Origin of the sequence: Hymenobacter lapidiphilus (assembly GCF_013377885.1) — a bacterium.
Taxonomy (GTDB): Bacteria; Bacteroidota; Bacteroidia; order Cytophagales; family Hymenobacteraceae; genus Hymenobacter; species Hymenobacter lapidiphilus.
The window spans coordinates 34,295-60,286 of the sequence record NZ_JABKAU010000006.1 but is presented as its reverse complement, the minus strand read 5'-3'; the positions used below and the strand labels follow the sequence as shown (position 1 = coordinate 60,286).

Sequence of the window (25,992 nt, the reverse complement as noted above, 5' to 3'; positions counted from 1 at the left end):
GAAACAAGCGGGTATGCTGCTGAAGTGGCGCTACCGGAGCGGTGTCTCAGTTGGGCGTACCAGCAAAAAAGCTCTACTGAGTAGCACCGCCAATAGTAGCAGCAGTACCGAGCTAACCAAATATATCAGCCGCAGATTGAATTCGTCGTTGAGGACAATAAAGTAGTTCGTTGTCAGGAAGAGTAAAACAGTTCCGCTCAGATATATGACAATACCTACCGTAGCCACGAACATGGGCGTTCTTAATAGCTTTGGCTGCTTGTCTCTTACTATTATTTTCTCAAAGAACAATAAGGCCAAGCCGATGATCATAATGCTTTCAACTAAATTAGTGTAAGAATTTATTCTGGGAGGACTTTCCAGCCATACCGAATCGATAAAGGCAAAAAACAGAAAAGCTACTGCTACGTACCGAATAGTCTTTTTGATATTCGTCTCGATGAATTCGTTGTGGTAGACTTTTAAGTAGATAAGGGTTTCGACTATAGTAGCGAAGTGAATTAGTGGGATATTATTGCGCCATATAGTATTAGCAACGTGCATAAGGCAATATGTGCCGAAAAGAAAGATTGGCAAAAACCGAAGTGCTAGTAACCCCCCGGTCAGATGCGTGCGACGCGTATGCGCCAGATAAAAAGGCAGCAGCAAACTGGTGTAGGCTACGAAGTCCAGCAGCTTGGCGAAGCCTATAAACCAAGGCGGCATCAGCTGTTAAGTGGATTTTCGATACTGCAGCAAGGCGGGCAGGGCGGCACATGAATAGCAAGGGATATCGGCTGCTCTTCACTGGGCAGCTCCTGCATCTGGCTTTTGGCATCCAGGCGCTGCAGTTCCGTTGCCGAGGGCGCAGGGAGGATATCGTTGTCGTCAGCATCGTAGCCGACCAACACCAGCTGCGGCTGGCCGGCGTCGTCGAGGCCATAGTAGGCCCGCACGCCCACGCACGCCGGCTGGCTGAGAATGCCCTGCAGGGTTTCGGCCGATAAGCAGTGGCCCTTAATTCCGTTCAGATTCTGGTTGCGGTAATTACGGGTCCAGGTGCTGGCTTGCTGCAGGTCGTTATTGGTCATGGGGGTATTGGGAAGGAATAGGGACTGAGGAGCCAAATATAAGGAAAAGGGTATAGTATAACGTGTAATTCAGGACGCAAGGAACCGGATTGTTGTTAGGCAAAGTCGTCGGTGTCCTCTTCGTCTTCCAGATTTTCGAAAACCTGGTCGATGGCCTGCTCAGCCGAGCGAAGTTTGAGCTTACAGAGGCGGATAAGCTCGGCCGAGCGTTGCACCCGGCTCGTGAGGTCATCCACGTCTACGGCATCGGTTTCGAGGGCCCGCAGAATGGTTTCGAGCTCTTCGATGGCCTGGCGGTAAGTGGGTTCTGTTGACTTGGGAGGCATGATAAAGGGGAAAGTTGAAGGAGTTAGTTGAACGGCGTAGAGACGCACTGCTTTGCGTCTCTACAGCAGTAGTGGCAGCTGGCCACCTACGCGGGCCGGTACCACCGAGGCGTCGGGCAGGCGCAGCAGCAGCTCCTGGCCCGGCCGCAGCGTGCCCGTAACCGGGCGGCCCTTGGGCGTGAGCAGGCGCACGGTGCCCGGCTCGGGCGGGGCGGGGCGGGTTGCCACGGGCATGGGCCGTAGCTCGGCCAGCCGCAGCTGCTGCAGGTGCAGCAGGCGCAGAGCGGCCAATTGTAGCTTGTAGCGCCGGCGCAGCAGCTGCTCGCGGCGGCGGCGGTGCAGGCGGCGAAAGCGCTGAGCCAGCGCCCGGCCGCGTAACCGTAGCTGCTGCTCGTGGTGGTTTAAGGCCTCGCGGGCGGCCCGGTGCAGCTGGTGCCGCCGCCGCCCGAGCTGCTGCTCCTGCTGGCGCAGTTGGGCCCGGGGCGCCGCCGCTGCCGCCCGAATGCGCTGATGCAGGGACTCGCGGTGCTCCTGCAGCTGGCCCTGCACCGCCCGCCGGGCCTGCCGGAGCCGGCGGTTGAGCTGCTCGGCGGCGTAGCGTACCTGCTGCTGGGCCAGCTGCCGAATGCGGCCACCGTAGCCTTCGAGCGCCGCCTCCAACCGGGCCAGCCGCTCGATAAGGTAGGCGGCCACGGCAGTGGGCGTTTTCAGGGCCAGGTGGGCCGCCAGGTCGAGTACTGCCTCGTCGCGCTCGTGGCCGATGCCGGTGAGCACGGGCAGCGGAAACGCGCCCACCGCCGCCGCCAGCCCGAAGTCATCAAAGGCCAGCAAATCGGCCTTCGAGCCCCCACCGCGGATAATGACGACGACCTCGAACTGTCCCCGGCGCGCCCGGATGGCGTCGAGGGCGGCGCGGATGCTGGCCGGCGCGCCCTCGCCCTGCATGGTAGCCGGAAACAGCGTCAGGGCGAAATCGTAGGGCGCTTCCTGCAGCTGCTGCACAAAATCCTGCCAGCCCGCCGCCGTGGCCGACGACACTACGGCCACGCGCTGCACCCCGATGGGCAGCGCCAGCCGCTTCTGCCGCTCCAGCAGGCCTTCGGCTTCGAGCTTGCGCAGGGTTTCGAGCCGCAGCCGGGCTAGGTCGCCCACGGTGTAGGTGGGGTCGAGGGCCAGCACGTCGAGGCTCAGGCCGAACTGCTCGTGGAACTTCACCTGCACCCGGAGCATAATTTTCAGGCCCGGCCGCAGCTGCAGGCCGGTTTGCTGCTCGAAGGCGGCCGCCAGCTGCTGGTAGCGCTGGCTCCAGATGGTAGCGCGCGCCTGGGCCTTGAGCGTGGCCCCGCGGGCGGTGGTATGCTGGTCGGTGAGGGTGAGGTAGCAGTGCGCGCCCACGGTGCGGGGCAGTGTGAGATCCGAAATTTCGGCCACCACCCAGTAGGAGTCGGCAAACCGCTCGCTCAGCGTCTGGCGCACCCGGGCCAGCAGCTCGGCCAGCGGCAAAGCGGCGGGCGGCAGCGCGGGACCGGCGTTGGCGGCAGAAGAAAGGCCCGGGTCGGGCCGACGGTTATAGAGCGGCATCAGGCGCAAGTTACGGAGCGTTGGCAGAGAGGCGAGAAGTGGGGGAGACGTGGGAAGGGAGAAGGGAGAAGGGAGAAGGGAGAAGGAAGAAGGGAGAAGGAACGTCATTCTGAGCGAAGGCGCAGCCGCAGTCGAAGAATCTCTACCGCTTCGTTGGATTACTATTGCAACGAAGCGGTAGAGATTCTTCGACTGCGGCTGCGCCTTCGCTCAGAATGACGTTCCTTCTCCCTTCTTCCTTCTCCCTTCTCCCTTCATCCCTTCATCCCTCCACCCAATCACCCAATCACCAACTCCGGGCTTTTTAGTAGATTTACTCCTGACAATACTTCCTTTCTTCCTGTTTTATGAGAAAAAATAATCCTTTGTCTTTGGCGGCCCTGGCTGCCGCCGGTCTGGCCTTAGGTGGCTGCGCCAGCACCCAGCCGGTGGCTTCCACTACCACCACTGCGCCCACTACCGAAACGCCCCCAACGGCCGCTCCCGCCCCCAAAGGCACCGGCCTGAACGTGGCCAACATCAACACCTCGGCCGACCCCTGCGACGACTTCTTCGAGTACGCGTCGGGCAGTTGGCTCAAAAACAACCCTATCCCGGCTTCCGAAGTGCGCTGGGGCTCTTTCAACGAGCTGGCCGACAAGAACAACGCCGTGATGCGGCAGATTCTGGACGAGTCGGCCGCCAACACCTCGGCTGCCAAGGGCTCCAACGCCCAGAAAGTAGGTGACTTCTACGCCTCGGCCATGGACTCGGCCGCCATCGACGCCGCCGGCCTGAAATACCTGCAGCCCGAGTTGGACCGCATCAGCAAAATCAAGACGCTGAAGGAAGTGCAAGCAGTGCTGCCCCAGCAAATGCGCCTGCAGACCGGCGCCTTTTTCGGAGGCTACGTGGGCCAGGACGACAAGAAGAGCGACGAGTACGCCGTGAACCTGTACCAGGGCGGCCTGAGCCTGCCTGACCGCGACTACTACCTCAAGGACGACGCCCGTTCCAAGGCCATCCGGGCAGCCTACACCACTTACCTGACCAACACCTTTAAGCTTTTGGGCGACAACCCAACCACGGCCGCCAAAAACGCCGTGGCCGTAATGGCGCTTGAAACCAAGCTGGCCAAGGCCTCGAAAACCCGCGTGGCGCTGCGCGACCCCAACGCCAACTACAATAAAATGAGCGTGGCCGAGGCCAACAAGCGCTTCCCGAATCTGGCGCTGCCCGCCACGCTTAAGACCCTTAACCTGGGCGCCGCGCAGCAGGTAATTGTGGGCCAGCCCGAGTTTTTGAAGGAGGTAAGCGACCTGATGAAGCAGACGCCGGTTTCCGACCTCAAAACCTATATGCGCTGGCACTTGGTGTCGTCGTTATCGTCGGCGCTGCCCAAGGCTTACGGCGACGAGCAGTTCCGCTTCTCGCAGGTGCTGACCGGTGCCAAGCAGCAGCAGCCCCGCTGGAAGCGCATGCTGCGCTCGACCGACGGTGCGCTGGGCGAAGCTTTCGGGCAGGTGTATGTGGAGAAGGCGTTCACGCCCGAAACCAAGCAGAAGGCGCTGGTGATGGTAAATAACATCCGGGCGGCTATGGGCGAGCATATCAATAAGCTCGACTGGATGAGCCCGGCTACGAAGGCTGAGGCCCAGAAGAAGCTGGCTGCCTTTACCGTAAAAATCGGCTACCCCGATAAGTGGAAGGACTACTCGGCTCTCAACATTTCGCGCGATTCGTACCTGCAGAACGTGCTGGCCGCCCGCAAGTGGAGCTACAACGACAACACCAGCAAGTTTGGCAAGCCGATTGACCGCCAGGAGTGGGGCATGACGCCGCCCACGGTGAATGCCTACTTCAACCCGAGCATGAACGAAATCGTGTTCCCGGCCGGCATCATGCAGCCCCCGTTCTTCGACCCCAACGCCGATGATGCCGTGAACTACGGTGGCATGGGCGCGGTAATCGGCCACGAAATCACGCACGGCTTCGACGACCAGGGCCGCCAGTACGACGCCGAGGGCAACCTGCGCGACTGGTGGACCAAGGAGGACGCCGCCAAGTTCCAGGTGCGCGCCGATATGGTGGACAAGCAGTATTCGGCCTTCTCGCCGCTTGATTCGGTGTTTGTGAACGGCAAGCTGACGATGGGCGAAAACCTGGCCGACTTCGGTGGGCTGGCCCTGGCTTACTCGGCGCTGCAGAAAGCCAACGCCGGCAAAAACGTACCCAAGTACGACGGCTTTACGCCCGAGCAGCGCTTCTTCCTGGCCTGGGCTCAAGTGTGGCGCACCAACGCCCGCCCCGAGTACCTGCGCCAGCAGGTGATGACCGACCCACACTCACCGGCTCAGTACCGCACCGTGGGGCCATTAATGAACATGCCCGAGTTCTACGAGGCATTCGGCTGTAAGGAAAACGCCAAAATGATGCGGGCGCAAGCCGACCGCGCCAAAATCTGGTAGATTCCCGCATCCGGCGGCTGCTACGGCCGTTTCGTGAGCGGTGCGCTGTTGCGTGGAGCAGGTGGAAGTCAGCATAAGTACGCCTGCTCCTGACAAGCTTTGCGCCGCTTATGAAACGGCTGTAGCAGCTGGCGTTTTGTAGGCAGTAGCTGCTATAATTTCAAACTGAACAGGTAGATTATGCCGAACGACAGGGATTACGCCGCACTGCCGCTGGAAGAGTTGCTGGCAGAGGAGAAAAGCATCAAAAGAAACCAGCTGCTTTCTGCCGGAACAATTGGGTTTTTGGTTGGCGTGATGGTATATGGTCTGGTGAAAAGCGGATTTGGGTTTCTTTACCTCGCCATTCCACTGTTTCTGATAGCTATGATCTACAGAAACTCACAAGGTCAAAAACAAACCCTTGCGCAAATCAGACAGGAAATAGCGGGAAGAAGAACAGCCTAGAAACGCTGAGCTTTCGCTGATGCTGAAAGCGGCCTGCACAGTTGTGCGGGCCGCTTTTTTGTGTAGCTACAGGCCGATTCGGGGAGGCAGAGCGAAGCTGCAATGCGAAACACTGCGGTTGGAAATCGAAGCCGGTACACTTTTCCGGCGCGCTTTTTCGTAGCATGGGCTATGCTTGCACTATTTCGTATTACCGGGCTGGCCCTGCTGCTGGGTTCGGCCGCTTGCCAGTCGCAGCCTGCCAACACTGCTGATGTCGTTGCCGCCCCGGCCATTACCCCGGCTGCCGCGCCAGCTTCGGCCGCGGCGGTTGGCCTGCTGACTGCCCCACCCGATACCACCCTGGCGCGCCGCATTCAGCGCCCGCAACTCAACGATGTGTACGTGGTGGCCTACCAGCCTGCCGGCGGGACCGGGGAGCGGTACTTTTTTTACCGCGTAAGCCGCACAACGCCCACAACGGTCGATTTGCTGCCCGCCCGCCAGGAGTCCTCCGACCCGGCCGCTAATGTCGGCGCCGCCGGCTTCTTCACCGATAAAGCCCTTACCTACACCCGCGCCGAAGCCCTGGAGCTACTGCAGGAGCAACCCGGCGACGTGCAGCATACCCGCCTGGTACAGATTCGGCGGGACCAGTAAGAAGCATGAACACAAAACGGTCATTCTGAGCGAAGCGGAGCGTAGTCGAAGAACCTCTACCGCTTCGTCTGAACCGTTGTAACGAAGAGGTAGAGATTCTTCGACTACGCTCCGCTTCGCTCAGAATGACCGTTTTGTATTCCCGCTTTCCCTTCCGTTTCGCACCTCTTACTTCAGCACTTTTACCTTGATGCCCACATCCGTCACCGGCCATTTGTCCATGCCGACGGGCTCGTTGGCAATTTTATCGATGACGTCGAGGCCTTCTACTACTTCGCCGAACACGGTGTACTGGCCATCGAGGCCGGGGGTGCCGCCGAGGGTTTCGTAGGTTCTGGTCTGCTCGGGCGTGAGCGGGCGGGGGGCGCTGGCCTGCGCCTGGGCCGCTGACATCTTCTCGCCCTGCACGATGTAGAAGTCGTTGTTGGAGGAGAGTTTGCCGGGGTTCATCTCGCCGTCGTAGCGGGCCATAGCCAGGGCACCGCGCTTATGGAAATGCTGCGGCCTGATTTCGGGCGGCAGCCGGTAACTGCGCATAGCAATGGTACGCCGCTCCGAGCCGCCGCCCTGGATTGCGAAGCCCTGCACCACCCGATTGAACACCGATTCGTTGAACACGCCCTTACGGCTAAGCAGCAGGAAGTTGGCCGAATGGATGGGCGTGTCATCGTAGAGGTGGATGCGCATGTCGCCCAGGCGGGTCTGGAGTAGCACTTCCTGGCCGGGGTACTGGCGGCCGTAGGCCAGCAGCAGTTGGGCGGCGTTGGAGTCGGCCAGCGCCATAAGGTCGGGGCCGGGGACTTCGGGCGGTGGCGCGGGCGTGGTGGCGGTTGTTTCGGGGGTGCGCTGGTTGCAGGCGGCCAGCAGCAGCGGCGTCGCCAGCAGCGGAAACAGAAAGGAGCGGAAGCGAATCATGGCAGTAGTACGAACAATAACCAGCCGTGGGGGGCAAAAAAAGGGTGGCCCGCCCATCAGCGTAGCCACCCCTAAAGGTAATGCCCGGCCTGGGTTGCCCCGGCAAGCTACCAGCCCGAGCCGGCAGGTGAGCCCCAGCCGTCGTCGGACTTCGCTTTCGTCTTGGGCTTAGCGGCTGGCTTGGCCGCTGGTTTGGTCTTTTCCTTCACGGTCGGTCCATCGGCGGGCTTTACTTTGGTTTTTACCTTGGTGACCGGCACGGCTGGGGCGGCGGCCGGCATGGTAGCCGGAGCCGTTGCTGCAGCCGGTGTGGCAGGCCGGGCCTCTACATCGGCCGAAAGCGTGGGCATGGCGCGGGCGGCGTTGATGAGGTCGGGCCGGACGGCTGCCTTCATGGGTTCGAGAGCCAGCAGGCCTTTTTGGTCTACCAGTACGTTCTCCTTCCAGGCACTGAGCTGGTTATCGAGCTGGTCCTGCTCGTCTTTCGAAACGGGCCGCTTCAGCAGCTTGTTCAGGTCGGGCGAGCCGGCATCTTTCCAGGCCGTTAGCCACATGGAGGCCACCAGCGTGGGCGCCAGCTTCAGGCGGAAGGCAATCATACCGCCCACTTTATCGTGGTACGAGTCGGCAAAGGCATCCGAGTACGCCCGGCGGGTTTCGCCATACTTGTGGCTGAAAACGTACTTGGTCTGGGGCGTGTATTTGCGGGTGATGTCGGCCTCCAGATCGAAGGTGGCCCCCAGAAAGCCGTACGACTCCTGCAGCACCTGCCAGACGTCGCCCAGCGGGTCTTTCAGGGGGCGGGCCGACTCATTCTTGAGCTTGTACTTGCCAATGTGGCGCTCGGGTAGCTTGCTTTCCCAGAGTGCCAGCATGCCTTCCTGCTTGCTGAGCTGGCCATCGTAGTTTTCGGTAGTGCGCAGCGGCACGTAGGCATCGGCTACCAAATGGCTCAGCTCCGATGAAAGCGTGAGAATAGCCGTGGTATCGGCGCTGCGGAAGGCCGCGGTAAGCTTGCTTTTGGTGTCCATGATGGCCCAGGGCAGCGTACCGTACTTACGCAGCGTATCGGCCGTGTACTTGGCTACGGCCTTTTCCCACTCCTTGGGCACCGTGCCGAAGGGGTCGGAGCCATAGTGGTCCATCGAAATAAAGTGCCGGGGCGATTCGGCTATGTCCCGCTCGCGGGCCTCGTCGCTGCTGCCACTGCCGTTTACCAGCGCGGGCATGTTGCGGAAGTAGTAGTCGCGCATGGCCGAAGGCAGTGCGTACACGGCCAGCTGCGTAACAGTGCGGTGCGCAAACGTACCCCAGGCCGGCGACAGGTTCTGGCACAGCAGCACGATAAGCAGGGTAAGTAGGAGTTTTTTCATAGCAGATTCCGACCAAAGGCTTGACGACAACGAAGATACAATTCGGCTGCCAGTTGAGGGCAGAAACTGTACTTTCAGCCCGTCTGGCCCCGCCCGGCGTATTAGTGCCTGCGGCGCTGGTAGCCATGCCACTCCGGCCGGCCCGCATGCCGCCGTATTTTCCTCTTCTGCCCGACCAGCTGTATATGACGCTTATTTCCAAAAAGAAGATTACCTACCCGGTGGGTGAACGGCTGCAGCAGTACCTCGTCGAGTACGACCGCGCCACTAAGCTGCCCGTTACCTACGCCGACCTGGCCCGCTTTACGGGTGCCTATCCGCTGCTCGACCGACAGGGCAACGATACGCTCTGGGAAACGGTGTACTACGAACCCAACGCCCTGCGTGAGCTCAGCCAGGGCCTGACCGAAGTGTACGCCCTGCTCAAAACTGCCGGCGACCTCTCGTTTACTCGGCACCTGCAGGCCGACCGCATCGATTATTGCCGCTTCGGCAACAGCCAGCCCTTTCGGGTGCGCATCGTCAACCAGCTCAACGACAACCACGATTATTTCTACGTGAAAAAGGCCGATGCCTCCCGGGTGTACGGCCTCGAGCTGGAGCATATTCTCTCGCCCAACAGCATTACCTACCTGCTCAATGGCAACACGCTTATTGAGGAGCACATTGCCGGTATTCCCGGCGACGATTTTATCCGTCACCATCTCGCACGCCCCCACCTCAATAAGGTGCGCATGGCCAAAGAGTTCGTGAAGTTTAATGAGCGGTGCTTTGCGCGGCTGCTGGGCGACATGCGGGCCTACAACTACATCGTCGATGTGACGCTGGACTTTGAGGACGAACAGTACCGGGTCCGGGCCATCGACTTCGACCAGCAGTGCTACGAGGGCAAGAAGAACATGTACCTGCCGCAGTTTTTCAAGGATAACCGGGCCATTGTGCAGTTGTGCAGCCGGCTGCTCAAGCCCGAAAACATCCGGCAGTACCAGGCCGAGGAGCGCACCCTGATGGCCCGCCGGGCGCGCTCGGAGCGCCACCGCCTCAAAGACCTCATCGACTGCCTGCGTCACGATACCGTTTCGACGCCCGAGAAGGTCAGCCAGCTCAAGCAGGAGCTTAACCGCCACCACGGTATCGAGCAGTTCAGCCGTTGCCGCAGCATGGGCGACGTGGTGCGCCTGAACCTGAAACTGATGCTATTGCCGCCCAAAAAGCCTTGACCAGATGCGTCGGCAGCGCTGAGATTCGGCAGTAAGCCCGGCCAGCAAAAACCCGACGACCAAGTCGGTGTCGGGCTTTTACAGGCTAGACGTAGCTTGTGGGTGGCGGAGCATGTTGTTGAACCAGTCTTAGCGGCCCAGCCCGATGCTCATGCCGAGCGACAGTTCCAGACCGCCCGGCCCTATTGCCTGGGCAAGGTCGCGGGTGAGCTGAGTGGGGTTGGGGTAGGCAGAGCTATATACGATGGGGTCGCCGCCGAGGCGCACGCCGTAGCCCAGCGTACCCAGCAGCCCTACCCGGCCTGGCTGCCAGCGCAGGCCCGAGCGCAGGTTTAATACGGCGTTGGATTTGGTGGTATATTCCGTGTAATCACCATCAACGTCCAGCGAGTTATTGGTTGCGCTAGAGAGTACCAGGTTGGCGCCAAAGTAAGGCGAAACCTTCTTTTCGGGAGCTACATAAAAGCGGCTGCCGACCCCGATTTTGGCTCCGCTGATGCCCAGTCCGAAGCCGGCATTCACATCGACCCGGGGCGAAACCATGTGGGCATAATCAAAGCCCCAGCCGTAGGGCGCACCCCAGCCTAGGGTTATACCCAGGGCCGAACGCCGGTATAATGAGGCTGGCGACTGGCCCGATTGCGGGTAGGCATACGGGTTGGCAGGTTGCTGATATGGCTGCTGCTGTGTGGGCTGAGGCGTTTGGGGTAGCTGTTGCTGCTGGGCGTGGGCAGTGGCGGCCAGCAGCAGCAAAGCAGCGGCTCCGGGCATAGGGTAGCGGTTCATAATAAGCGAGCGGTAAAGGGTAAAAAAGAGATATATAAACCTGCTGGCCAGCAGGGTAGTGCCGGACATCGGCAGCTGTAAAGCACGGTACCACAATCGTGCCCGGTTTCTGTGTAAAAGTTCCCGGAGTGACAATTATTTTTCATAATCCCTCTTTCCTGCTCGTCAGGCCAGTTCTTTGGGGCCGGTTTTTTCGGCTGGGTCCTGTGGCGCGGGCCGAAGTTGCTACGGCTGGTACACCACGCCCTGCTTCATCACGAAGCGCACCCGCTGCATGGCCCCGATATCCTGGAGCGGATCGCCCTCCACGGCCACCACATCGGCGAGCTTGCCGGCTTCGAGCGTGCCCAGGTTTTCCGACTGGCCCAGTAACTCGGCCGCCGATACGGTGGCCGAGCGCAACGCGGCCAGCGGTGGCATGCCGGCCTCCACCATGTAGCGGAACTCCAGCCCGTTGGCCCCGTGCCGGAACACGGCCGCATCGGTGCCAAACGCAATTTTAACGCCCGCCTTGTAGGCCCGCCCGAAAGTGCCCTGCAGCTTCGGGCCGATGGCCAGAGCCTTGGGTGTTACCAGCGGCGGGTAGTAATTCGGGATTTTAGCCGAGTCGGCCACCGACTTGCCGGCCGTTATGGTCGGCACGTACCAGGTGCCGTTCTTCACCATCAGCTTCATCGTTTCATCGTCCATGAGCGTGCCGTGCTCAATGCTCGTCACGCCCGCCCGAATGGCGCGCTTCATGCCCTCGGCCCCGTGGGCGTGGCAGGCCACGGCCAGGCCCAGGTCGCGTGCGGTTTCCACTACGGCCCGAATTTCGGCCTCCGTCATCTGGGCTGCCGAGCCGTCTTTGGCCACGCTGAGCACGCCGCCGGTGCTGGCAATTTTGATGAGGTCGGCCCCGCGCTTGTACTGCTCGCGCACGGCCTGCCGGGCCTCGTCGGGGCTGTTAATCACGCCATCCATCGGGCCGGGTATGCCCATCAGATCAAGGCGGTAGCCGTTGGTGGGGTCCATGTGGCCGCCGGTGCCCGAAATAGCCTTGCGGGCCGTGAAGATGCGCGGCCCCACTACTTTGCCCTGGTTGATAGCGTTGCGCAACGCCACGTTCACCCCCGAGCCACCCAGGTCGCGCACGGTGGTAAAGCCGGCCAGCAGGGTTTTACGGGCATGCGTTAGCGAGCCGAACGCCACATCGGCGGGGTTTTCGGTGAATTCGCGCAGAAAGTTATCCTTGCTGGTTTCGCCCTCCAGGTGCACGTGACAGTCGATGAGACCGGGCAGCACGGTGCGGTTTTTCAGGTCTATAACCTGGTCCTGGGGGCCGGTGGGGGAGGAGTAGCCCTTTTCTACGGCCAGCACCCGGCCATTTTCCACCACCACCGTCATGGCGGTTTGGGCGCGGTCGGAGCGCATGTCGAGCAGGCGGCCGCAGTGCAGGTAGGTTTTCTGGGCCAGCGCGGCCGGGGCCGAGGCCAGCAAAGCGGCACCAAATAGCAGGCTGGTAAGAAGCGGTTTCAGCATAAAGGCAGGAAAAGTGCCGCAAGAAGGATTGCGGAGTCGGAAGATAGGCGGAAAATAAACGCTGCAAGCCGACTATTTCCGGGGCAATCCGTACCTTGAAACCGGCTGGAATCTCAGCTGACGGCTTTTGGCCGATAGCCGCTGGCTTTTTTGTAGCTGTGGCGGCGTATCGGCCAATCAGCCACATTCATCCCATTCTCTCCATCTACCACATTCAACTATGGCCACTCCCGAAGAATTTGAAGCCGCCGCCGCCCGCAGCAAAGAGCTGCCCGCCAAGCCCGACAACACGACCCTGCTCAAAATGTATTCCCTCTACAAGCAGGGCAGCGAGGGCGACGTTTCGGGCGACCGGCCCGGTGGATTCGATTTTAAAGCCATTGCCAAGTACGATGCCTGGGCCGGCCAGAAGGGCAAAACCCAGGACGATGCCCGCCAGGAGTACGTCGATTTCGTGAATTCTTTATTCTAAGCCGGTAGCCCTCTTCAAGGCAGAAGCTTCAGGCCCCAAACAAAAGCGCCCGCTACAAACGTAGCGGGCGCTTTTGTTTGGGGCCTGAAGCTTCCGGAAACTAACGAAGCAGGAGAGGCTAGCCCAGCGGCTGGCCGCCGGCATCGGGGGCGGCAGGCGGCGGGGTGGGCTTGGCCGGGGCAGTGCCGGGGGCCGGCAGGTCGAAGGCCACGGCATTGTGCTCGAAGTGGTTTTTGTGCGAGCCGTCGCAGAACGGCTTGTTGGCCGAAAGGCCGCAGCGGCAGATGCTGATTCGCTCCCGGCCGGCGAGGCCGTACGAGTTTCCCTGGGCATCAACGAGTTCGAAATCGGTTCCGTCTACGCGGAGTGAGCCATTGCTGAGGACAGTAAGTTTGGTGGCCATGTTGGGTAAATCAGTGAAAGTGTGAGTCGGTGAATGAGTTGGTAAGCAAAGTAAGCAGAACTATACGGCTGGCGCCTCCGCCCGGCCACACGCTGCCAGTATCCTTCTAAGCCCCAAGCTCCTTGCGCATAACGTAGTCGTTCATCCAGTAGGGGCCGATGGCAATGTCCTCTTCGTGGTGGCGCTGAAAGCCCAGGTGTTCGTAGAAAGCCAGCGCGGGGTTGTGGCGGTTCACGTTCAGGTCGAGGGTATGGCCGCCGGCGGCGCATACGGCCGTTTCTACGGCCCCGATGAGCTGCTGGCCCAGGCCCTGGCCCTGGTGCGAAGGCAGCACGTAAATCTTCTGCAGCTTGAAAACACCCGCCTCGGGCTGGGCCGAAAACGACGCGTAGCCGCTGGCCGCCTCGCCATCGGCGTAAGCCAGCAGAAACTGGTGGCCCTGCTCGTTGATCTGCCGTTGCAGTGAGGCTGCGGTATAAATCACGCGGTACATGTACTCAATTTGTTCGCGCGAGATGATGAAGCGGTAAGTCGGCTCCCAGGTGGCTTCGGCCAGCGCCAGAATGATGGGAATGTCGGCGGCGGTAGCGGGGCGGATGCGGATGGAAGCGGCGGGGGAGGCTGGCATAAGGGGCAAAAAACGGGATAATCCGGCGCAAAACCGAACCCTTTGGCAGCTTTCGACGGTTTTGGGCCGGAAATTGCCTCTCTCCTGACCAAACGGCTCTACCGCCGCATACTGAGTTTCTTTCGCTCCCGTTATCTGCTTCTTTCCTTCTGCCATGCTGAAAAATACTGCCTCCGCTACCCTGCTATTCGCCACCAGCCTGCTCCTGGCCGCCTCCCCGGTTGCCCAGGCCCAGTCAGGTACCTCAAAAACGGCCCCCGCGCCGGCCGGCAGCCTCGAACGTACACTCAGCGAGTTCGGCAGCTGGGTTGGCAAGCAGGTAGACCGGGCCGAAGAGGTTACCCGCCGGGAAATCCCTAAGGTTACAGCCGAGTTCGACCGCCGCAGTAGTCGGCTCGACCGGGCCGTCGATAGCCTTTCGGCCGAGAGCCAGCGTGAGTACGCCGCTCAAAAGGTGCGTTACCAGCAGTGGGCAACCCGCCAGGATAGCCTCGACGCGGCCAACCGCCAGCCCACTACGCCCGCTCAGGCCCAGGCCCGGTTGCTGAACGAGAACGTGAATATCAGCCGGGCCCGTGCCACCGAGCTGCCCGACCTCTATCAGCGGTTGGTTGAAACCATGCGAACCGAGAAAAAGGCCTGGTCGCAGGCTGACTGGTCGACGGCTGACGAGGTACTCAGCCGTCTCAATGCCCGCTATGAGCAGGTGCGTACCCAATTGCCGTTGGAAGAACGCCTGCGTATTCGCACGCTGCAAGGCGAGTTCCGGACGCTGGAAAAGGCCCGCAACGTAAAGGACGCGATGCGCAATTAAAAACCCAGGCTGCGAAGAACAGCGTAAGGGCGGGGCTTAGCTGCGCTGTCCTCCGGTTGTCCCCGCCTGCCACCAGAACAAGGTATTGACCGACTGTTTGCAGGCCCCGTAAAGCTCGTTGCAACGTAGGGGCGGGGACAACCGGAGGACAGCGCAGCTAAGCCCCGCCCCTACGTTGTTCTTCGCAGCTCGCCTCGGCCCGAGAAGGCGGCGAGTTGCGAAACGGCTCATACGGCTAAACTAGGTTAATTCTTGGGTCGGCAGAAGCCTGCTCCATCCACTCCATGGCGGCGGGAGCATCCTCGAACGCCGCAATGCGCAGGTAGGGTTTCAATCGCTCTATAAATTGGTAGCTGGCCAGCTGGTTGTGCATATCGGGCGTGAAAATATAGGCAATAGCATGCAGGCCGCCTTGTAATACCTGTGGCAGCCACTCGTACTCCAGCCACTCCAGCGCATCACTCCAGTCGCCAGTAGCCTGGCTTTTATCGTTGAGTAGCAGGGTATAAGGCTTGGTAGACGTGAGCTGCAGTGTGCAGCGGGCCACATATATCACCTGCTCACCCGTGAGGTTTCCAAACCAGCGTATCGCCAGCAGTTGCCGGGCCGGGTCGTGCTCGATACTAGCCAGCCGTTTCCCGCTGTCGTCGGTGAGAATGCTCAGGGGCTGGAGCTTGAACAAAGTACTGCTGTGAGAAGATGGAAACTGCTTTATAAGACTATTATACGTAAATATAGAATTATTGGCGATGAAAGTTGTCGGGTGCTGGTCGTGAAAAGGGAACTGCTATTTTTGCGACTCTGTTTTTCCGCACTTCGCTCATGCACATTGCAATAGTTGGTAATATCGGGGCTGGTAAAACCACCCTGTCAAACAAGTTGGCACACCACTTCAACTGGGAGGTATTCCTGGAAGATGTGGACGACAACCCTTATTTAAAGGACTTTTACGACGATATGCCTCGCTGGGCTTTTCACCTACAGGTATACTTTTTGAACAGCCGCTTCCGCCAGACCCAGCAGATAAAGACGCTGCAGCAAACCAACAGAGGCATCATCCAGGACCGTACGATTTACGAGGACGCCCACATTTTTGCGGCCAACCTCAGCCAGTCGGGCCTGATGAGTGAGCGGGACTACCAGAACTACCTGGGCCTGTTCAATTCCATGATCAGTATGGTCGACCCGCCCGACCTGCTGCTGTACCTGCGCGCCGACCTGCCGAAGCTGGTGCAGCAGATTGAGCGCCGGGGCCGCGGGTACGAGAACAACATCAAAATCGACTACCTCAAGCACCTGAACGAGCACTACGAAGAGTGGATTGCCAGTTACAATCTGGGCAAGCTGCTTATCGTCGATGTCAACAACCTCGATTACGTCAACAATCCCGAAGACCTGAGCGTAGTCATCGACAAAATCAACAGCACCTTGTTCGGGCTTTTTTAGGCAGTAGACTTGTTCCTCAATAAGAAATCAGCTGTTTTCCAGCCAATATCTGGAGCCGCAGACAGTCGCTGCTCAAAGACTCAAAGGATACTGGCTTGGCCAGGTAGATAAAGAGCTTCTGGTTTCTAAAAGCGCCGGAAAATTTCAGCCATTTCTTATTCGGGAATAAGTCTAGTATCTCAACGCAAAAATCCGGTTGTTAGCCAGCGCCTGGGTAGGCGCTGGCTAACAGCTGGGTTTTTGCGTTTCCGGCCTTAGCTTTCTTCGAGCGCCTCGTTCAGGAAACTTACCAGCGGACGGGCAGCCTGCCAGACTTCGAGCACGCGGGCCGGGAAATCGGGACGCAGCACTTCCGAATCGGGGAAGTGCTGCCACACAAAGTAGCTTTTGAGCCGCAGCCACGCAATATCGGGGTCGGTACGGTTGTAGCCTTTGGGGGCTGTCTTGAGCGTTTGCGACGTATCGAGCCCTTGCGGGAAGTGGCGCAGCAGCTCTGGGTGCTGGCGCATGCGGTGAAATGCCGGGGCGTTATAATGGATTTCCTGCCGGATGCGGGCCAGCTCGGCGGCGTCGGGCAGGCGGCGCCCTGCCCCCACGTAGGTGCCGCCGCCGGGCTGCACGGCCACAAAGTAGCCCGCCCGCGGGGTGTGCCGGCCCCCGGGCTTAAAACCCGCGCCCATGTGGCGCTTATAAGGCTCGGGGTCGAGCTGCGAACGGTCGTTTTTATTGATGCGGAACATCAGGTCGGTAGCGCGCAGGCCTTGCAGGCCGGGTTCCAGCTCGGCCGAGGCCAGCCGCAACAGCTCCTCTACGAAAGTGGCGTACTCGGCACGAGCGGCGTGGTAACGGGCCCGGTGCTCGTCCATCCAGGCCTTGTGGTTGTGGGCCGCCAGATCGTGCAGGAAGTGGAGAGTTAGTGCTAAGCTCATAGGTGAAAACGCAAAACGGATGGGGCGTAAAAAAGCCCCGTACCGCCTAGCGGTACGGGGTAGCTCGGACCCGAGTTGGCCGCTGCCGCCTTAAGAAGGGCTATTTGCGCCCTAAAACCGGCCCGTTGCCGAGGGCGGTGGGGCTGTTGAGGGCCCAGCTGAACGAGAGGTACTCGATGCTGGCTGTGGCCGGCACTGGCGCTTGCGCGTAGCGGTTGATGAAGGCAAGCAGCTGTGGCTCGGCCCCGAACTCGGTGGCGTAGGAGCGAAAAAGCCCCGACAGCTGCACCTGCTGGGCGTCGAGCTGGTTGAAGGTCGGGTCGTTGATGAATCGGCGGGCCTGCTGATCGAGCTGCTGGTTGAGCTGAGCGCCAGTGTAGGCCTCGGCCAGCAGCGGTGCCGCCGAGGCCGCGCCGTAGTTGAGGGCAAAATGAATACGCGGGTCGCGGAATTGCTGGCGCAACAACTGCTCAATCTGGTTGAGGGAGTAGTTCTGTCCGCCTACGTTCACGACCACCGTTTCCCAGGGCGACTCGTAGCTGCCCATGGTTTTAATGCGGATGTCGTTGATGCTGGCTACGGGGTAGTTTTCGAGTACCAGGTTGGTGGCTGCGGCGTTATAGGTGTTCAGCCAGAAGGCTTTCAGCTGGTCGGGAGTTCAGTTTTCGGCCTGAGGACGCACCTTACGCAGGCTTTGCAGGTAGCCCAGCAGCTGGTCCTCATCCGCCAGCAGCCCCTCGTAATTCAACCGTCCTTCGGGCGTGACGTGCAGGCGGAGGAGCGCGCTCCAGGGCTGCTGCAATTGCTCCGATCCGGAGCCATTGGCCAGGGAAGCCGTGCCGGTAAGGCTTAGCACTATTGCCAGCAACGAACTCAGTAGCAGACGGTACAGACCTGAGGGCAGAGTGAGAGGGCGCATAAGCCGGGTAGATAACCGCCGGAAATAGTTTTTATCCGGGATGGTATTGATTTATCAAAAGTATATGTTTTATACGACTTAGCAAAATGCAATCCAGTCAAAGTGCAGGATTATTCGACCAAGCGCTGGTAAGCGGCAGTTGGTATTATTATCTACTGGTTTAAACACACTCTGGAACGCTCCCGTGAATTCGGGGCCTCTGTAGAGAGTTGCCTTTGGGGTAAATAGGTGTTCGGGTAAGCAGCTGGTTAGGCCTTGTAGCTGTGTACGGCAATGGGCTGGCCCACTGCAACCCGGCCCCGACCAGCGCTGGTTACGTTCTGGCCGAACATGGCGCTGCCATCTTCGGTGCGGTAGGAGGCCAGGGTACGCAGGGGTTCGCCAAGCGCATTTTTTTGGGCCGTAGCCGGGTCGATGGTAGTAAGCACGCACCGCCCGCAGGCCCGCACTGCCCGGAAATCAAGCTCCCCGATGCGGAATTGGCTCCAGCTGTCTTCGGCAAAGGCCGCGCCACCGCTGAACACGAAGTTGGGCCGGAACCGCTCCATGCCTACCGGTTCGCCCAGGCGGTTGTTCAGATCGAGTAGGGAAGCCTGCCCGATGAGCAGAAACGGATAGGCGTCGGCGAAGCTAACCAGCTGGCCCTCGGGGTTGAGGTCGGGCTCGGTATCGCGCCGTACCATATCCGACATGTACACCAGCTTGCAGGACTGGCCCAGCGCCTCACTCAGCCACTCGTCGCACTCGGGCCGGGCGCGCCAGGCAAACACCATATCATCCCAAACAGTAACAAACAGCGTTTTTTCGGGCGTGGCCTCGAAGGGTACGTAGAGCGGCAATAGCTCGGGGCGCTGCTGGTGGCTGAGCAGGAAACCGTTGTAGGCCGGCGCCACCTGCAAGTGGGCCATGGCCGCAGTCTGCCGCTGAGTCATAAACTGGTTGTGCTCATTTACAATCAGCCAGCGACGGTCGTGGCGCAGGCCGCGGGGCTCCACAACGGCCTCGGTAAGCCGAATGCCTCCCAACGACTTTACCGGGTAGATGTAGAGGTCGGTGAGCAGGAGCGAGTCAGACATGCAGCAAAGATATTAGTTGGCGGTTGGTGATGAGTTTTCAGTTGCTGGTTGCTGGTGAGAACGACGTAGGGGCGGGGACAAGCCCCGCCCCTACGTCGTTCTCACCAGCAACTGATACTAATGTAGCGGGCGCTTTTTGACCATACCGCCTTTGGTGTCTTTTACGCTGTGCATCACCATGAAAGCCTGGCGGTCAATCTGTTCGACTTCGGACTTGAGTTGGGAGAGCTCAAGGCGGGTAACTACGGTGAAAACGATGTCGATGGGGCTGGGCTGGGTGCCGTGCGAGCCGTAGCCGCGCTTACCGCTGTACACGGTGGCCCCGCGGCCCAGCTTCTCGGTAATCATGCGCCGGATAGCGTCGGAGCGGCCCGAAACGATGGTGACACCGGTGTATTCCTCTACGCCGTCAATAACGAAATCGACGGTTTTGGCCGCCGACAGGTAAGCCAGAATAGAATACAGCGCCGTTTCGACCGACAGCACATAGGCCGCCACGCTAAAGATGACGATGTTGAAGGCCAGGATAATGTCGCCCACCGTCAGGCTGCTGCTTTTGCTCAGGTAGATGGCCATGATTTCGGTGCCGTCGAGCACGCCGCCCCCGCGCATGGCCAGCCCGATGCCCGCTCCCAGAAAAAAGCCTCCGAACACCGAAATCAGCAGCTTGTCTTCAGTAACGATGGGAAACGGTACGAGGGCTAGGACCACGGCCAGGCCCAGCACGCTCAGCAGCGTACGAACGGCTACGCCCCGGCCCAGCTGCCGGCCGGCCATAATCATGAAGGGCACGTTGAGCACGATAATCAGAACCGGCAGCGGCAGCCCAAATACCTGCCGCAGCAGCAGCGACACACCCGTTACACCGCCATCCAGAAAGCCGCCGGGTAGCAGAAAGCTTTCGAGCCCGAAACCGGCGCAGAACACGCCCATTGTCAGGAAAAGAGCATTCGTAATCTGCCGCCTCCACCACCGCCGCCCCCGCCGCCCCTGCCATGGGTTCCGCTGCGGCATCGGCTTGGGCAGCGAGTCGGATTCGGCCCGTTGACGTTTGCGCAGCAGCAGCAGTTGTGGAATGAGCATGAGGGGAGAACTTGCAGATGATGAACGAGGTAAAACGGAGCAGGAGCTAAAGATACAATCCGGCCCGTCGGCTGCAAAGGGCTATTTGGCGGGCGCGGCCTGCTGGGCCAACTGCACGGCGCGGTACAGGTTCACGATGCCGCCGGTGCTGGAGAGGTCGGCAAAATCGACGAGTTTATCGGAGCCGGGCTGGCGCACCTGGGTGTGGGTGGGCTGGGCCGAAGCCAGAATGAGGCGCTTGAGGTCGGCGGCCGTGAGCTCGGGGAAGTAGCTTTTGAGCGTGGCGGCAATGCCCGATACCACCGGGGCGGCCATGCTGGTACCACTCAGGTTGCCGTAGCGGCCGCCGGGCAACGTCGAGTAAATCTGGTTGCCGGGCGCAAACACATCTACCTGGGTTTTGCCGAAGTTGGAGAAGTCGGCGGCCAGACCGGCGTCGTTGTCGCGCGAGGAAGCGCCCACCGTAATCAGGTTCGGAATGCGCTGGCCGTTGAGGAACACCGGGGCCGGGTACTGCAGCTTCTGGTCGAGGTTCTCGTTTTCGTTGCCGGCCGAGTGCACCAGCAGCACGCCCTTGCTATCGGCGTAGCGGATGGCCTCCTCCACGGCCGCGCGCTGGGGCGAGTAGTACTTGCCGAAACTCATGTTGATGATGCTGGCCCCGTGGTCGGCGGCATACCGGATGGCGTTGGCCACGTCCTTGTCGCGCTCATCGCCATCGGGCACGGCGCGCACGGCCATCAGGCGCACCACGGGCGGTGCAATGCCCATAATGCCGAGGTTGTTCACGCGGTCGGCCCCAATGATGCCGGCCACGTGGGTGCCGTGCAGGGCATCAGGCCCGGATACGTCGGCGTTGCCGTAAAGGCGCTGCTTGATGTTAAACGGGTCGTCGCCTACAATGGGGCGGGGGTTGTAGCTCAGGTTGAGGCCGTAGTCGAGTTGGTCCTGGGTTTGTTTCAGGCCGCTCTTCATCTCGGCCAAGATGTCATCGAGCGAGCCGAAGCCGGTGTTGAGCAGCAGCCCGTAGAGCTGGCCCGACAGCTCGCGCAGCTTGGGGTCGGTGGTGGGCGGGTTGCGCAACACGGCCGTATCAATGCGCTCCACTCCCAGCTTCTGCCGCAACAAATCCGAAACAGCCATGTTCTCGGCGTATACTTGGCTGTACTCCTTCAGGCGGTCGGTGTTCTCCTTCACCTTGGCATCGTAGCCTTTCTTCACCTTCAGGTACAGGTCGAAGTCGGGGCGCTGGGCGGCGGGCACGGTGGCGCGACTCTTGCCCTTGAACCGGGGCTGCAGCTGGGCCAGCAGGCGGGTTTCTTCGAGCGTTTCGAGGTTGATGTTGCGGCCATCGGCCCCGCCCAGGTAGTTCCAGCCCCATACATCGTCGGTGTAGCCATTCTTGTCGTCGTCGAGGCTGTTGCCGGCCACTTCGCGGGCATTGCGCCAGAGCATACGCTTCAGGTCGGCGTGGGTGGTGTCGATGCCGGCATCAATTACGGCCACTACTACCGGGGTAGGGGTGCGGCCGGCCAGCAGCTCCCGGTAAGTGCGGTTCACGCTCACACCCATCACGCGGTCGGCGGTGGGGTCGAGCAGGTACCACTGCAAAGTGGCGGCGGATTCCGGTGTGGGGGATTCGGGAGGAGCCGGGGCTACGGTTTGGGCCGCAGCCAGCAGCGGCAGGCTCAGGGCGAGGCCCAGCGCCGCAAGGCGTAGGCGGGCAACTAGAGGGAAGGACATGCGCAAAAGAAAAGATACTGTAGAAGAGGCGGAATGCTGAAATAAAAGCTGAAGCTGTTTAGAAAGTGCCTGGAATCAAGTTAAAACGTCAGGCTTATAGACCGTCATGCTTTATCTGGCGTCCGCGCAGCCGAAGCATCGCTACCGCTTCGTACCAGTCGTTCAACGAAGCGGTAGCGATGCTTCGGCAAGCGGACGCCAGATAAAGCATGACATTCTCTTAAACTTCCTGAACCGCTATAACGGGCAGGTAACGTAAACCGGGCGCCACCGCCGCAAAAAAAGCACGCGACCCGTCGGAAAGCCCCTTACAGACACCCGCCCGGCCCCGGCCGACGCATGCAGCCGACAGTTTATCGGGTCGCTGTCTGCAATAACCCAGCCGTGCCGGCCGCAACTCAAATTCGGCCAGCCATGCGTAGCTTTCGTATCTATTCTCCTTTTCACTGTTCAAACCCCTGCCCATGCCCCAGTACGACGAAGTTTTTGAGCGCAACCGCCAGTGGGTTGCTGCCCACACGGCCAGCAACCCCAATTTCCCGGCCTCCCTCGCCGCCGATCAGCAGCCCGATTATCTCTATATCGGGTGCAGCGACAGCCGCGTAACGGCCGAAGAACTGATGGGCGCGCGCGCCGGCGAGGTATTCGTGCACCGTAACATCGCCAACCTGGTCAACAACATCGACCTCAACGCTATGTCGGTGATTGAGTATGCCGTGCGCCACCTGCGCGTGAAGCACATTGTAGTGTGCGGACACTACGGCTGCGGCGGCGTGAAAGCAGCCATGCAGGCCCAAGATATGGGACTGCTCAATCCCTGGCTGCGTAACATCCGCGACGTGTACCGCCTGCACCACACCGAGCTTGAGGCTATTGAGGACGCCGATGCGCGCTACGACCGGCTGGTGGAACTCAACGTGCAGGAGCAATGCATCAACGTAGTAAAAACCGCCGTGGTGCAGCAGATGTACTTGGAAAACGAGTTTCCGACGGTGCATGGCTGGGTCTTCGACCTGAAAACGGGCTTGCTGAAGGATTTGCACATCGATTTTCAGCACATCCTGCGCGATATTCAGGAAGTGTACAATCTGAGCGAAGACACTGGCTGGTTCGCGCCCGGCGGCAACCGCAGCGCCATCGAGGAATAACCCAGCTGTCTGAAGTCCTGAAACCGGTCATGCTCTAGCTGGCGGCCGCCGGCCGAAGCTTCTCTGCCGCACGTTGCACAACCAAAACAATGCGCGGCAGAGAAGCCTCGGCCGGCGGCCGCCGGCTAGAGCATGACTAGCTTAAACAGTAACCGGCCCACCCCAAACAAAAGGGTGATGATTCTTGCTTTTCTGCAACCTGCCGGCCCAGCCTGCATCTTTACCGCTCTCGTCTCCAGCTTTCTGAATGACCTTTCGCCGTACTTTCCGCACCGCCGCTTTGCTGCTGGTGCTACTCACGCATTCCTTCCTCCACGCATTCACGGCCCAGGCCCAGGCTCCCAAGACGTACTCGTCGTCCGAGATTCTGTTGGGATTGAAAAAACTCAACGTGCTGGGCTCGGCCCTCTACATCGCCGCCCACCCCGACGATGAGAACACCCGCCTGCTAGCCTACCTGGCCAACGGCCGCCTCGTGGAAACCGGCTACCTGAGCTGCACCCGCGGCGACGGCGGCCAGAACCTCATCGGCCCCGAGTTGCGCGAGGGCCTGGGCGTGATCAGGACCCAGGAGCTGCTGGCGGCCCGCCGGGTGGATGGAGGCCGGCAGTTCTTCACCCGCGCCAACGACTTCGGCTTCTCCAAAACGGCCGCCGAAACCTTCACCATCTGGGACAAGGAGCAGGTGCTGGCCGACATGGTCTGGGTGATTCGCCAGCGTCGGCCCGACGTGATGATTACCCGATTCCCGCCCGATGCCCGCGCCGGCCACGGCCACCACACGGCCTCGGCCATGCTGGCCATCGAGGCCTTCGATGCCGCTGCCGACCCCAAGCGTTTCCCCGAGCAATTGCAGTACGTGCAGCCCTGGCAGGCCAAGCGCCTGCTCTGGAACACCGGCAGTTTCTTCGTGAAGGCGGGCGAGGACATGAGCCAGTACTTCCAGCTCGATGCCGGCGGCTTCAACCCGCTGCTGGGCCGCAGCTACGGCGAAATTGCCGCCGAAAGTCGCACCAAGCACAAAAGCCAGGGCTTCGGCAGCAGCGCCCAGCGCGGCGAGGCCCCGGAGTATTTTCAACTGCTGAAAGGCACCCCCGCCAAAACCGACCTGTTCGATGGCGTGGACCTGACCTGGAACCGGGTGCCCGGCGGCGCGGCCGTGGGCAAGCTGGTGGACGAGGTGATTCGGAATTACGACGCGGCGAATCCGAGTGCTAGTGTGGCGGGACTGATAGCTGTCAGAAAAAGTTTTGGAAACCCTATTAGTAATGGTAATAACATAGGTAATACCAGCGCTATGTCTTGGCTCTTCGGAAAAAGACAGCAGGTAGATGCACTTATTCAGGCTTGCATGGGGCTTCACCTAGAAGCAACCGCTACTTCCACAACTGTTGCTATGAATCAGCCAGTGGAAATCAATTGGCAAGTATTAAGCCCTTCGAATGTGCGTGCAAAGTTGCTGCGGGTTCGGTCGACCGCTTACGCTGTTACTGATTCAGCAATTGATAAAGCCCTGATATCAGGGCAACTATTAACCGGAAAGACAACCATCGAACCCACAGTTGGTATGGGTACTACACAGCCTTATTGGCTTCTGAATTCTGGCACCGTAGGGATGTATTCTCTTCCCGATAAATATGTTCTTTTTCAGAGTCGACTTAAGCATAATAGGTTTATTACGAATGCCTTCGGACTGGATGGGAAGCGCACCAATTATACTGACCCTTATACGACGGTTACTTTAAGTAAAGGTGATATTGTCTATGGGAAGCAAATGTTGGTCGGTCATCCACAAAATCCCGCCGTTGCTGATATGCATTTCTACATCACTGTGGAAGAGGAATTTTTAGATTTCGCTGTCCCCGTTCAATACAAGCACACTGACCCCGTACATGGCGAAATCTATGAGCCGCTGACGGTGGTGCCGCCGGTAATGGTGAACATTGGCGGGCAGGCCTTCGTGTTTGCCGATAACGCGCCTAAAACGGTGCCCGTAACGGTGCGGGCCGGAAAAGCCGGCGTGAAGGGCAGCGTGGCCCTCACGCTGCCCGCCGGCTGGCAGTCGGAGCCGGCGAGCTACCCCTTCGACCTCGCCGCCAAGGATGCCGAGCAGACCGTGCAGTTCCAGGTGCGGCCCGGCGCGGGCGCCAAGGAAGGCAAAACCGAGCTGCGGGCCGTGGCTACCGTGGAGGGCCAGGCGTATTCGCGCGGCTACCAGGTAATTGACTACGACCACATCCCGACCCAAACGCTGTTTCCCGAAGCCACCGCCCCGCTCGTCAAGCTCGACCTCAAGCGCCGGGGCCAGCAAATCGGCTACCTGATGGGGGCCGGCGACGAGGTGCCCGAGGCCCTGCGCCAGATTGGCTACACCGTGACCCTGCTCAAGCCTGAGGACCTCACCGAAACCAACCTGCGCCGCTTCGACGCCGTGGTGCTCGGCATCCGGGCCTACAACACCGTCGAGCAGCTGAAAGCCCGCCAGCCGGCCCTGCTGAAATACGTGGAGCAGGGCGGCAACGTGGTGGTGCAGTACGTGGTGAACCGCGGCACGGTGCTGCCCGAAATCGGCCCCTATCCGATGACTCTCGGCCGCGACCGGGTAACGGTGGAAGACGCGCCCGTGACCCTGCTCAACCCCACGCAGCCGCTGCTCAACACGCCTAACCGCATCCGCCCCGCTGATTTCAAGGGCTGGGAGCAGGAGCAGGGCCTGTACTACCCCGCCAAGTGGGACCCCCGCTACCAAACCGTCATCAGCAGCCAAGACCCCGGCGAAACTCCCAAGGAAAGCGCCATTCTGGTGGCCAACTACGGCAAAGGCCACTACATCTACACCGGCCTCTCGCTGTTTCGCGAGCTGCCCGCCGGCGTACCCGGTGCCTACCGGATTCTGACCAATATGGTGTCGTTGGGCAAGTAAGTGCTTGCCGCGTCTTCTCGTAGAGGTTCGGGCAGGTATTCGCGGAGGGTGGAAGGAAGTGGTCTGAGCAATCTTGCCAGCCT

General features: G+C 60.3%; 26 protein-coding genes. 9 read left to right on the top strand and 17 right to left on the bottom strand.

Annotation, left to right across the window (positions count from 1 at the left end):
• Positions 1 to 30 precede the first annotated feature (30 nt).
• The 4 genes from HW554_RS04600 to xseA form a co-directional block, all read right to left on the bottom strand.
• Positions 31 to 705, bottom strand: a complete 675-nt coding sequence (locus HW554_RS04600; RefSeq protein ID WP_176907244.1) for a hypothetical protein — start codon at positions 703 to 705, stop codon at positions 31 to 33.
• Positions 705 to 1,070 (bottom strand): hypothetical protein, encoded by a 366-nt coding sequence (locus tag HW554_RS04595; protein ID WP_176907242.1) that lies wholly within the window; start codon positions 1,068 to 1,070, stop codon positions 705 to 707. Before HW554_RS04595 ends, HW554_RS04600 begins: the two co-directional genes overlap by 1 nt.
• A gap of 95 nt (positions 1,071 to 1,165) precedes the next feature.
• On the bottom strand, positions 1,166 to 1,396 hold the full coding sequence (xseB, locus tag HW554_RS04590; RefSeq protein ID WP_176907240.1) for an exodeoxyribonuclease VII small subunit: 231 nt from the start codon (positions 1,394 to 1,396) through the stop codon (positions 1,166 to 1,168).
• 60 nt (positions 1,397 to 1,456) lie between these two features.
• Complete coding sequence (xseA, locus tag HW554_RS04585; protein WP_176907238.1) at positions 1,457 to 2,977, bottom strand: exodeoxyribonuclease VII large subunit; 1,521 nt, start codon at positions 2,975 to 2,977, stop codon at positions 1,457 to 1,459.
• A gap of 347 nt (positions 2,978 to 3,324) precedes the next feature.
• Between xseA and HW554_RS04580 the strand changes: the two genes are divergently transcribed.
• The 3 genes from HW554_RS04580 (at position 3,325) to HW554_RS04570 (ending at position 6,510) form a co-directional block, all read left to right on the top strand.
• Positions 3,325 to 5,424, top strand: coding sequence for a M13 family metallopeptidase (locus HW554_RS04580; protein WP_176907236.1), 2,100 nt, complete (start codon positions 3,325 to 3,327; stop codon positions 5,422 to 5,424).
• 180 nt (positions 5,425 to 5,604) lie between these two features.
• Positions 5,605 to 5,871: an FUSC family protein gene (locus tag HW554_RS04575; RefSeq protein ID WP_176907234.1), complete on the top strand. Its 267-nt coding sequence runs from the start codon at positions 5,605 to 5,607 to the stop codon at positions 5,869 to 5,871.
• 171 nt (positions 5,872 to 6,042) lie between these two features.
• Positions 6,043 to 6,510: a hypothetical protein gene (locus tag HW554_RS04570; protein ID WP_176907232.1), complete on the top strand. Its 468-nt coding sequence runs from the start codon at positions 6,043 to 6,045 to the stop codon at positions 6,508 to 6,510.
• A gap of 168 nt (positions 6,511 to 6,678) precedes the next feature.
• Here the strand turns inward: HW554_RS04570 and HW554_RS04565 are convergent, their stop codons facing one another.
• Positions 6,679 to 7,425, bottom strand: a complete 747-nt coding sequence (locus HW554_RS04565) for a peptidylprolyl isomerase (RefSeq protein ID WP_176907231.1) — start codon at positions 7,423 to 7,425, stop codon at positions 6,679 to 6,681.
• Positions 7,426 to 7,532: 107 nt separating this feature from the next.
• Positions 7,533 to 8,798 carry a zinc dependent phospholipase C family protein gene (locus HW554_RS04560; RefSeq protein ID WP_176907229.1) on the bottom strand — a complete coding sequence of 422 codons (1,266 nt, stop codon included), beginning with the start codon at positions 8,796 to 8,798 and terminating at the stop codon, positions 7,533 to 7,535.
• A 185-nt stretch (positions 8,799 to 8,983) separates the two neighbouring features.
• On the opposite strand from HW554_RS04560, the gene HW554_RS04555 reads away from it, so the two are divergent.
• The gene (locus HW554_RS04555) at positions 8,984 to 10,018 is read left to right on the top strand and encodes a hypothetical protein (protein ID WP_176907227.1); all 1,035 of its coding nucleotides are present in this window, start codon (positions 8,984 to 8,986) and stop codon (positions 10,016 to 10,018) included.
• Positions 10,019 to 10,147: 129 nt separating this feature from the next.
• On the opposite strand, the gene HW554_RS04550 is transcribed toward HW554_RS04555, so the two are convergent.
• Positions 10,148 to 10,804, bottom strand: coding sequence for a hypothetical protein (locus HW554_RS04550; protein WP_176907225.1), 657 nt, complete (start codon positions 10,802 to 10,804; stop codon positions 10,148 to 10,150).
• Between the two features lie 225 nt (positions 10,805 to 11,029).
• Positions 11,030 to 12,325 carry an amidohydrolase family protein gene (locus tag HW554_RS04545; RefSeq protein WP_246285103.1) on the bottom strand — a complete coding sequence of 432 codons (1,296 nt, stop codon included), beginning with the start codon at positions 12,323 to 12,325 and terminating at the stop codon, positions 11,030 to 11,032.
• Between the two features lie 220 nt (positions 12,326 to 12,545).
• Between HW554_RS04545 and HW554_RS04540 the strand changes: the two genes are divergently transcribed.
• Positions 12,546 to 12,797: an acyl-CoA-binding protein gene (locus HW554_RS04540; RefSeq protein WP_176900345.1), complete on the top strand. Its 252-nt coding sequence runs from the start codon at positions 12,546 to 12,548 to the stop codon at positions 12,795 to 12,797.
• 118 nt (positions 12,798 to 12,915) lie between these two features.
• Here HW554_RS04540 and HW554_RS04535 read toward each other — a convergent pair whose 3' ends face one another.
• Together HW554_RS04535 and HW554_RS04530 are read right to left on the bottom strand one after the other, a co-directional pair.
• On the bottom strand, positions 12,916 to 13,200 hold the full coding sequence (locus HW554_RS04535; RefSeq protein WP_262889880.1) for a CDGSH iron-sulfur domain-containing protein: 285 nt from the start codon (positions 13,198 to 13,200) through the stop codon (positions 12,916 to 12,918).
• A gap of 106 nt (positions 13,201 to 13,306) precedes the next feature.
• Positions 13,307 to 13,828, bottom strand: coding sequence for a GNAT family N-acetyltransferase (locus HW554_RS04530; RefSeq protein WP_176907224.1), 522 nt, complete (start codon positions 13,826 to 13,828; stop codon positions 13,307 to 13,309).
• 154 nt (positions 13,829 to 13,982) lie between these two features.
• Between HW554_RS04530 and HW554_RS04525 the strand changes: the two genes are divergently transcribed.
• Complete coding sequence (locus HW554_RS04525) at positions 13,983 to 14,642, top strand: DUF6565 domain-containing protein (protein ID WP_176907222.1); 660 nt, start codon at positions 13,983 to 13,985, stop codon at positions 14,640 to 14,642.
• 235 nt (positions 14,643 to 14,877) lie between these two features.
• Here the strand turns inward: HW554_RS04525 and HW554_RS04520 are convergent, their stop codons facing one another.
• Positions 14,878 to 15,324 carry a hypothetical protein gene (locus HW554_RS04520; protein WP_176907220.1) on the bottom strand — a complete coding sequence of 149 codons (447 nt, stop codon included), beginning with the start codon at positions 15,322 to 15,324 and terminating at the stop codon, positions 14,878 to 14,880.
• Positions 15,325 to 15,464: 140 nt separating this feature from the next.
• Between HW554_RS04520 and HW554_RS04515 the strand changes: the two genes are divergently transcribed.
• On the top strand, positions 15,465 to 16,088 hold the full coding sequence (locus tag HW554_RS04515; RefSeq protein ID WP_176907217.1) for a deoxynucleoside kinase: 624 nt from the start codon (positions 15,465 to 15,467) through the stop codon (positions 16,086 to 16,088).
• A 254-nt stretch (positions 16,089 to 16,342) separates the two neighbouring features.
• Here the strand turns inward: HW554_RS04515 and HW554_RS04510 are convergent, their stop codons facing one another.
• The 6 genes from HW554_RS04510 to HW554_RS04485 form a co-directional block, all read right to left on the bottom strand.
• Entirely contained in the window at positions 16,343 to 17,017 is a 675-nt protein-coding gene (locus tag HW554_RS04510) for a DUF2461 domain-containing protein (RefSeq protein WP_176907215.1), read from the bottom strand.
• Between the two features lie 100 nt (positions 17,018 to 17,117).
• Positions 17,118 to 17,663 carry a DUF547 domain-containing protein gene (locus tag HW554_RS04505; RefSeq protein ID WP_176907389.1) on the bottom strand — a complete coding sequence of 182 codons (546 nt, stop codon included), beginning with the start codon at positions 17,661 to 17,663 and terminating at the stop codon, positions 17,118 to 17,120.
• A 12-nt stretch (positions 17,664 to 17,675) separates the two neighbouring features.
• On the bottom strand, positions 17,676 to 17,936 hold the full coding sequence (locus HW554_RS04500) for a hypothetical protein (protein ID WP_176907214.1): 261 nt from the start codon (positions 17,934 to 17,936) through the stop codon (positions 17,676 to 17,678).
• Positions 17,937 to 18,184: 248 nt separating this feature from the next.
• The gene (locus tag HW554_RS04495; RefSeq protein ID WP_176907212.1) at positions 18,185 to 19,012 is read right to left on the bottom strand and encodes an MOSC domain-containing protein; all 828 of its coding nucleotides are present in this window, start codon (positions 19,010 to 19,012) and stop codon (positions 18,185 to 18,187) included.
• Positions 19,013 to 19,129: 117 nt separating this feature from the next.
• The gene (locus tag HW554_RS04490; protein ID WP_176907210.1) at positions 19,130 to 20,095 is read right to left on the bottom strand and encodes a YitT family protein; all 966 of its coding nucleotides are present in this window, start codon (positions 20,093 to 20,095) and stop codon (positions 19,130 to 19,132) included.
• Between the two features lie 81 nt (positions 20,096 to 20,176).
• Positions 20,177 to 21,838 (bottom strand): S8 family serine peptidase, encoded by a 1,662-nt coding sequence (locus tag HW554_RS04485; RefSeq protein WP_176907209.1) that lies wholly within the window; start codon positions 21,836 to 21,838, stop codon positions 20,177 to 20,179.
• A gap of 464 nt (positions 21,839 to 22,302) precedes the next feature.
• Between HW554_RS04485 and HW554_RS04480 the strand changes: the two genes are divergently transcribed.
• Positions 22,303 to 22,986, top strand: a complete 684-nt coding sequence (locus tag HW554_RS04480; RefSeq protein WP_176907207.1) for a carbonic anhydrase — start codon at positions 22,303 to 22,305, stop codon at positions 22,984 to 22,986.
• A gap of 247 nt (positions 22,987 to 23,233) precedes the next feature.
• On the top strand, positions 23,234 to 25,909 hold the full coding sequence (locus HW554_RS04475) for a PIG-L family deacetylase (RefSeq protein ID WP_176907205.1): 2,676 nt from the start codon (positions 23,234 to 23,236) through the stop codon (positions 25,907 to 25,909).
• Positions 25,910 to 25,992: the final 83 nt, after the last annotated feature.

What these genes read in the sequence shown, in the direction of transcription:
- HW554_RS04485 (WP_176907209.1), bottom strand. Translation starts at nt 21,838, where the DNA reads ATGTCCTTCCCTCTAGTTGCCCGCCTACGCCTTGCGGCGCTGGGCCTC.
- HW554_RS04580 (WP_176907236.1), top strand. Translation starts at nt 3,325, where the DNA reads ATGAGAAAAAATAATCCTTTGTCTTTGGCGGCCCTGGCTGCCGCCGGT.
- HW554_RS04570 (WP_176907232.1), top strand. Translation starts at nt 6,043, where the DNA reads ATGCTTGCACTATTTCGTATTACCGGGCTGGCCCTGCTGCTGGGTTCG.
- HW554_RS04525 (WP_176907222.1), top strand. Translation starts at nt 13,983, where the DNA reads ATGCTGAAAAATACTGCCTCCGCTACCCTGCTATTCGCCACCAGCCTG.
- HW554_RS04475 (WP_176907205.1), top strand. Translation starts at nt 23,234, where the DNA reads ATGACCTTTCGCCGTACTTTCCGCACCGCCGCTTTGCTGCTGGTGCTA.
- HW554_RS04550 (WP_176907225.1), bottom strand. Translation starts at nt 10,804, where the DNA reads ATGAACCGCTACCCTATGCCCGGAGCCGCTGCTTTGCTGCTGCTGGCC.
- HW554_RS04510 (WP_176907215.1), bottom strand. Translation starts at nt 17,017, where the DNA reads ATGAGCTTAGCACTAACTCTCCACTTCCTGCACGATCTGGCGGCCCAC.
- HW554_RS04495 (WP_176907212.1), bottom strand. Translation starts at nt 19,012, where the DNA reads ATGTCTGACTCGCTCCTGCTCACCGACCTCTACATCTACCCGGTAAAG.
- HW554_RS04560 (WP_176907229.1), bottom strand. Translation starts at nt 8,798, where the DNA reads ATGAAAAAACTCCTACTTACCCTGCTTATCGTGCTGCTGTGCCAGAAC.
- HW554_RS04535 (WP_262889880.1), bottom strand. Translation starts at nt 13,200, where the DNA reads ATGGCCACCAAACTTACTGTCCTCAGCAATGGCTCACTCCGCGTAGAC.
- HW554_RS04500 (WP_176907214.1), bottom strand. Translation starts at nt 17,936, where the DNA reads ATGCGCCCTCTCACTCTGCCCTCAGGTCTGTACCGTCTGCTACTGAGT.
- xseB (WP_176907240.1), bottom strand. Translation starts at nt 1,396, where the DNA reads ATGCCTCCCAAGTCAACAGAACCCACTTACCGCCAGGCCATCGAAGAG.
- HW554_RS04545 (WP_246285103.1), bottom strand. Translation starts at nt 12,325, where the DNA reads ATGCTGAAACCGCTTCTTACCAGCCTGCTATTTGGTGCCGCTTTGCTG.
- HW554_RS04600 (WP_176907244.1), bottom strand. Translation starts at nt 705, where the DNA reads ATGCCGCCTTGGTTTATAGGCTTCGCCAAGCTGCTGGACTTCGTAGCC.
- HW554_RS04490 (WP_176907210.1), bottom strand. Translation starts at nt 20,095, where the DNA reads ATGCTCATTCCACAACTGCTGCTGCTGCGCAAACGTCAACGGGCCGAA.
- HW554_RS04480 (WP_176907207.1), top strand. Translation starts at nt 22,303, where the DNA reads ATGCCCCAGTACGACGAAGTTTTTGAGCGCAACCGCCAGTGGGTTGCT.
- HW554_RS04515 (WP_176907217.1), top strand. Translation starts at nt 15,465, where the DNA reads ATGCACATTGCAATAGTTGGTAATATCGGGGCTGGTAAAACCACCCTG.
- HW554_RS04530 (WP_176907224.1), bottom strand. Translation starts at nt 13,828, where the DNA reads ATGCCAGCCTCCCCCGCCGCTTCCATCCGCATCCGCCCCGCTACCGCC.
- HW554_RS04595 (WP_176907242.1), bottom strand. Translation starts at nt 1,070, where the DNA reads ATGACCAATAACGACCTGCAGCAAGCCAGCACCTGGACCCGTAATTAC.
- HW554_RS04565 (WP_176907231.1), bottom strand. Translation starts at nt 7,425, where the DNA reads ATGATTCGCTTCCGCTCCTTTCTGTTTCCGCTGCTGGCGACGCCGCTG.
- xseA (WP_176907238.1), bottom strand. Translation starts at nt 2,977, where the DNA reads ATGCCGCTCTATAACCGTCGGCCCGACCCGGGCCTTTCTTCTGCCGCC.
- HW554_RS04575 (WP_176907234.1), top strand. Translation starts at nt 5,605, where the DNA reads ATGCCGAACGACAGGGATTACGCCGCACTGCCGCTGGAAGAGTTGCTG.
- HW554_RS04540 (WP_176900345.1), top strand. Translation starts at nt 12,546, where the DNA reads ATGGCCACTCCCGAAGAATTTGAAGCCGCCGCCGCCCGCAGCAAAGAG.
- HW554_RS04555 (WP_176907227.1), top strand. Translation starts at nt 8,984, where the DNA reads ATGACGCTTATTTCCAAAAAGAAGATTACCTACCCGGTGGGTGAACGG.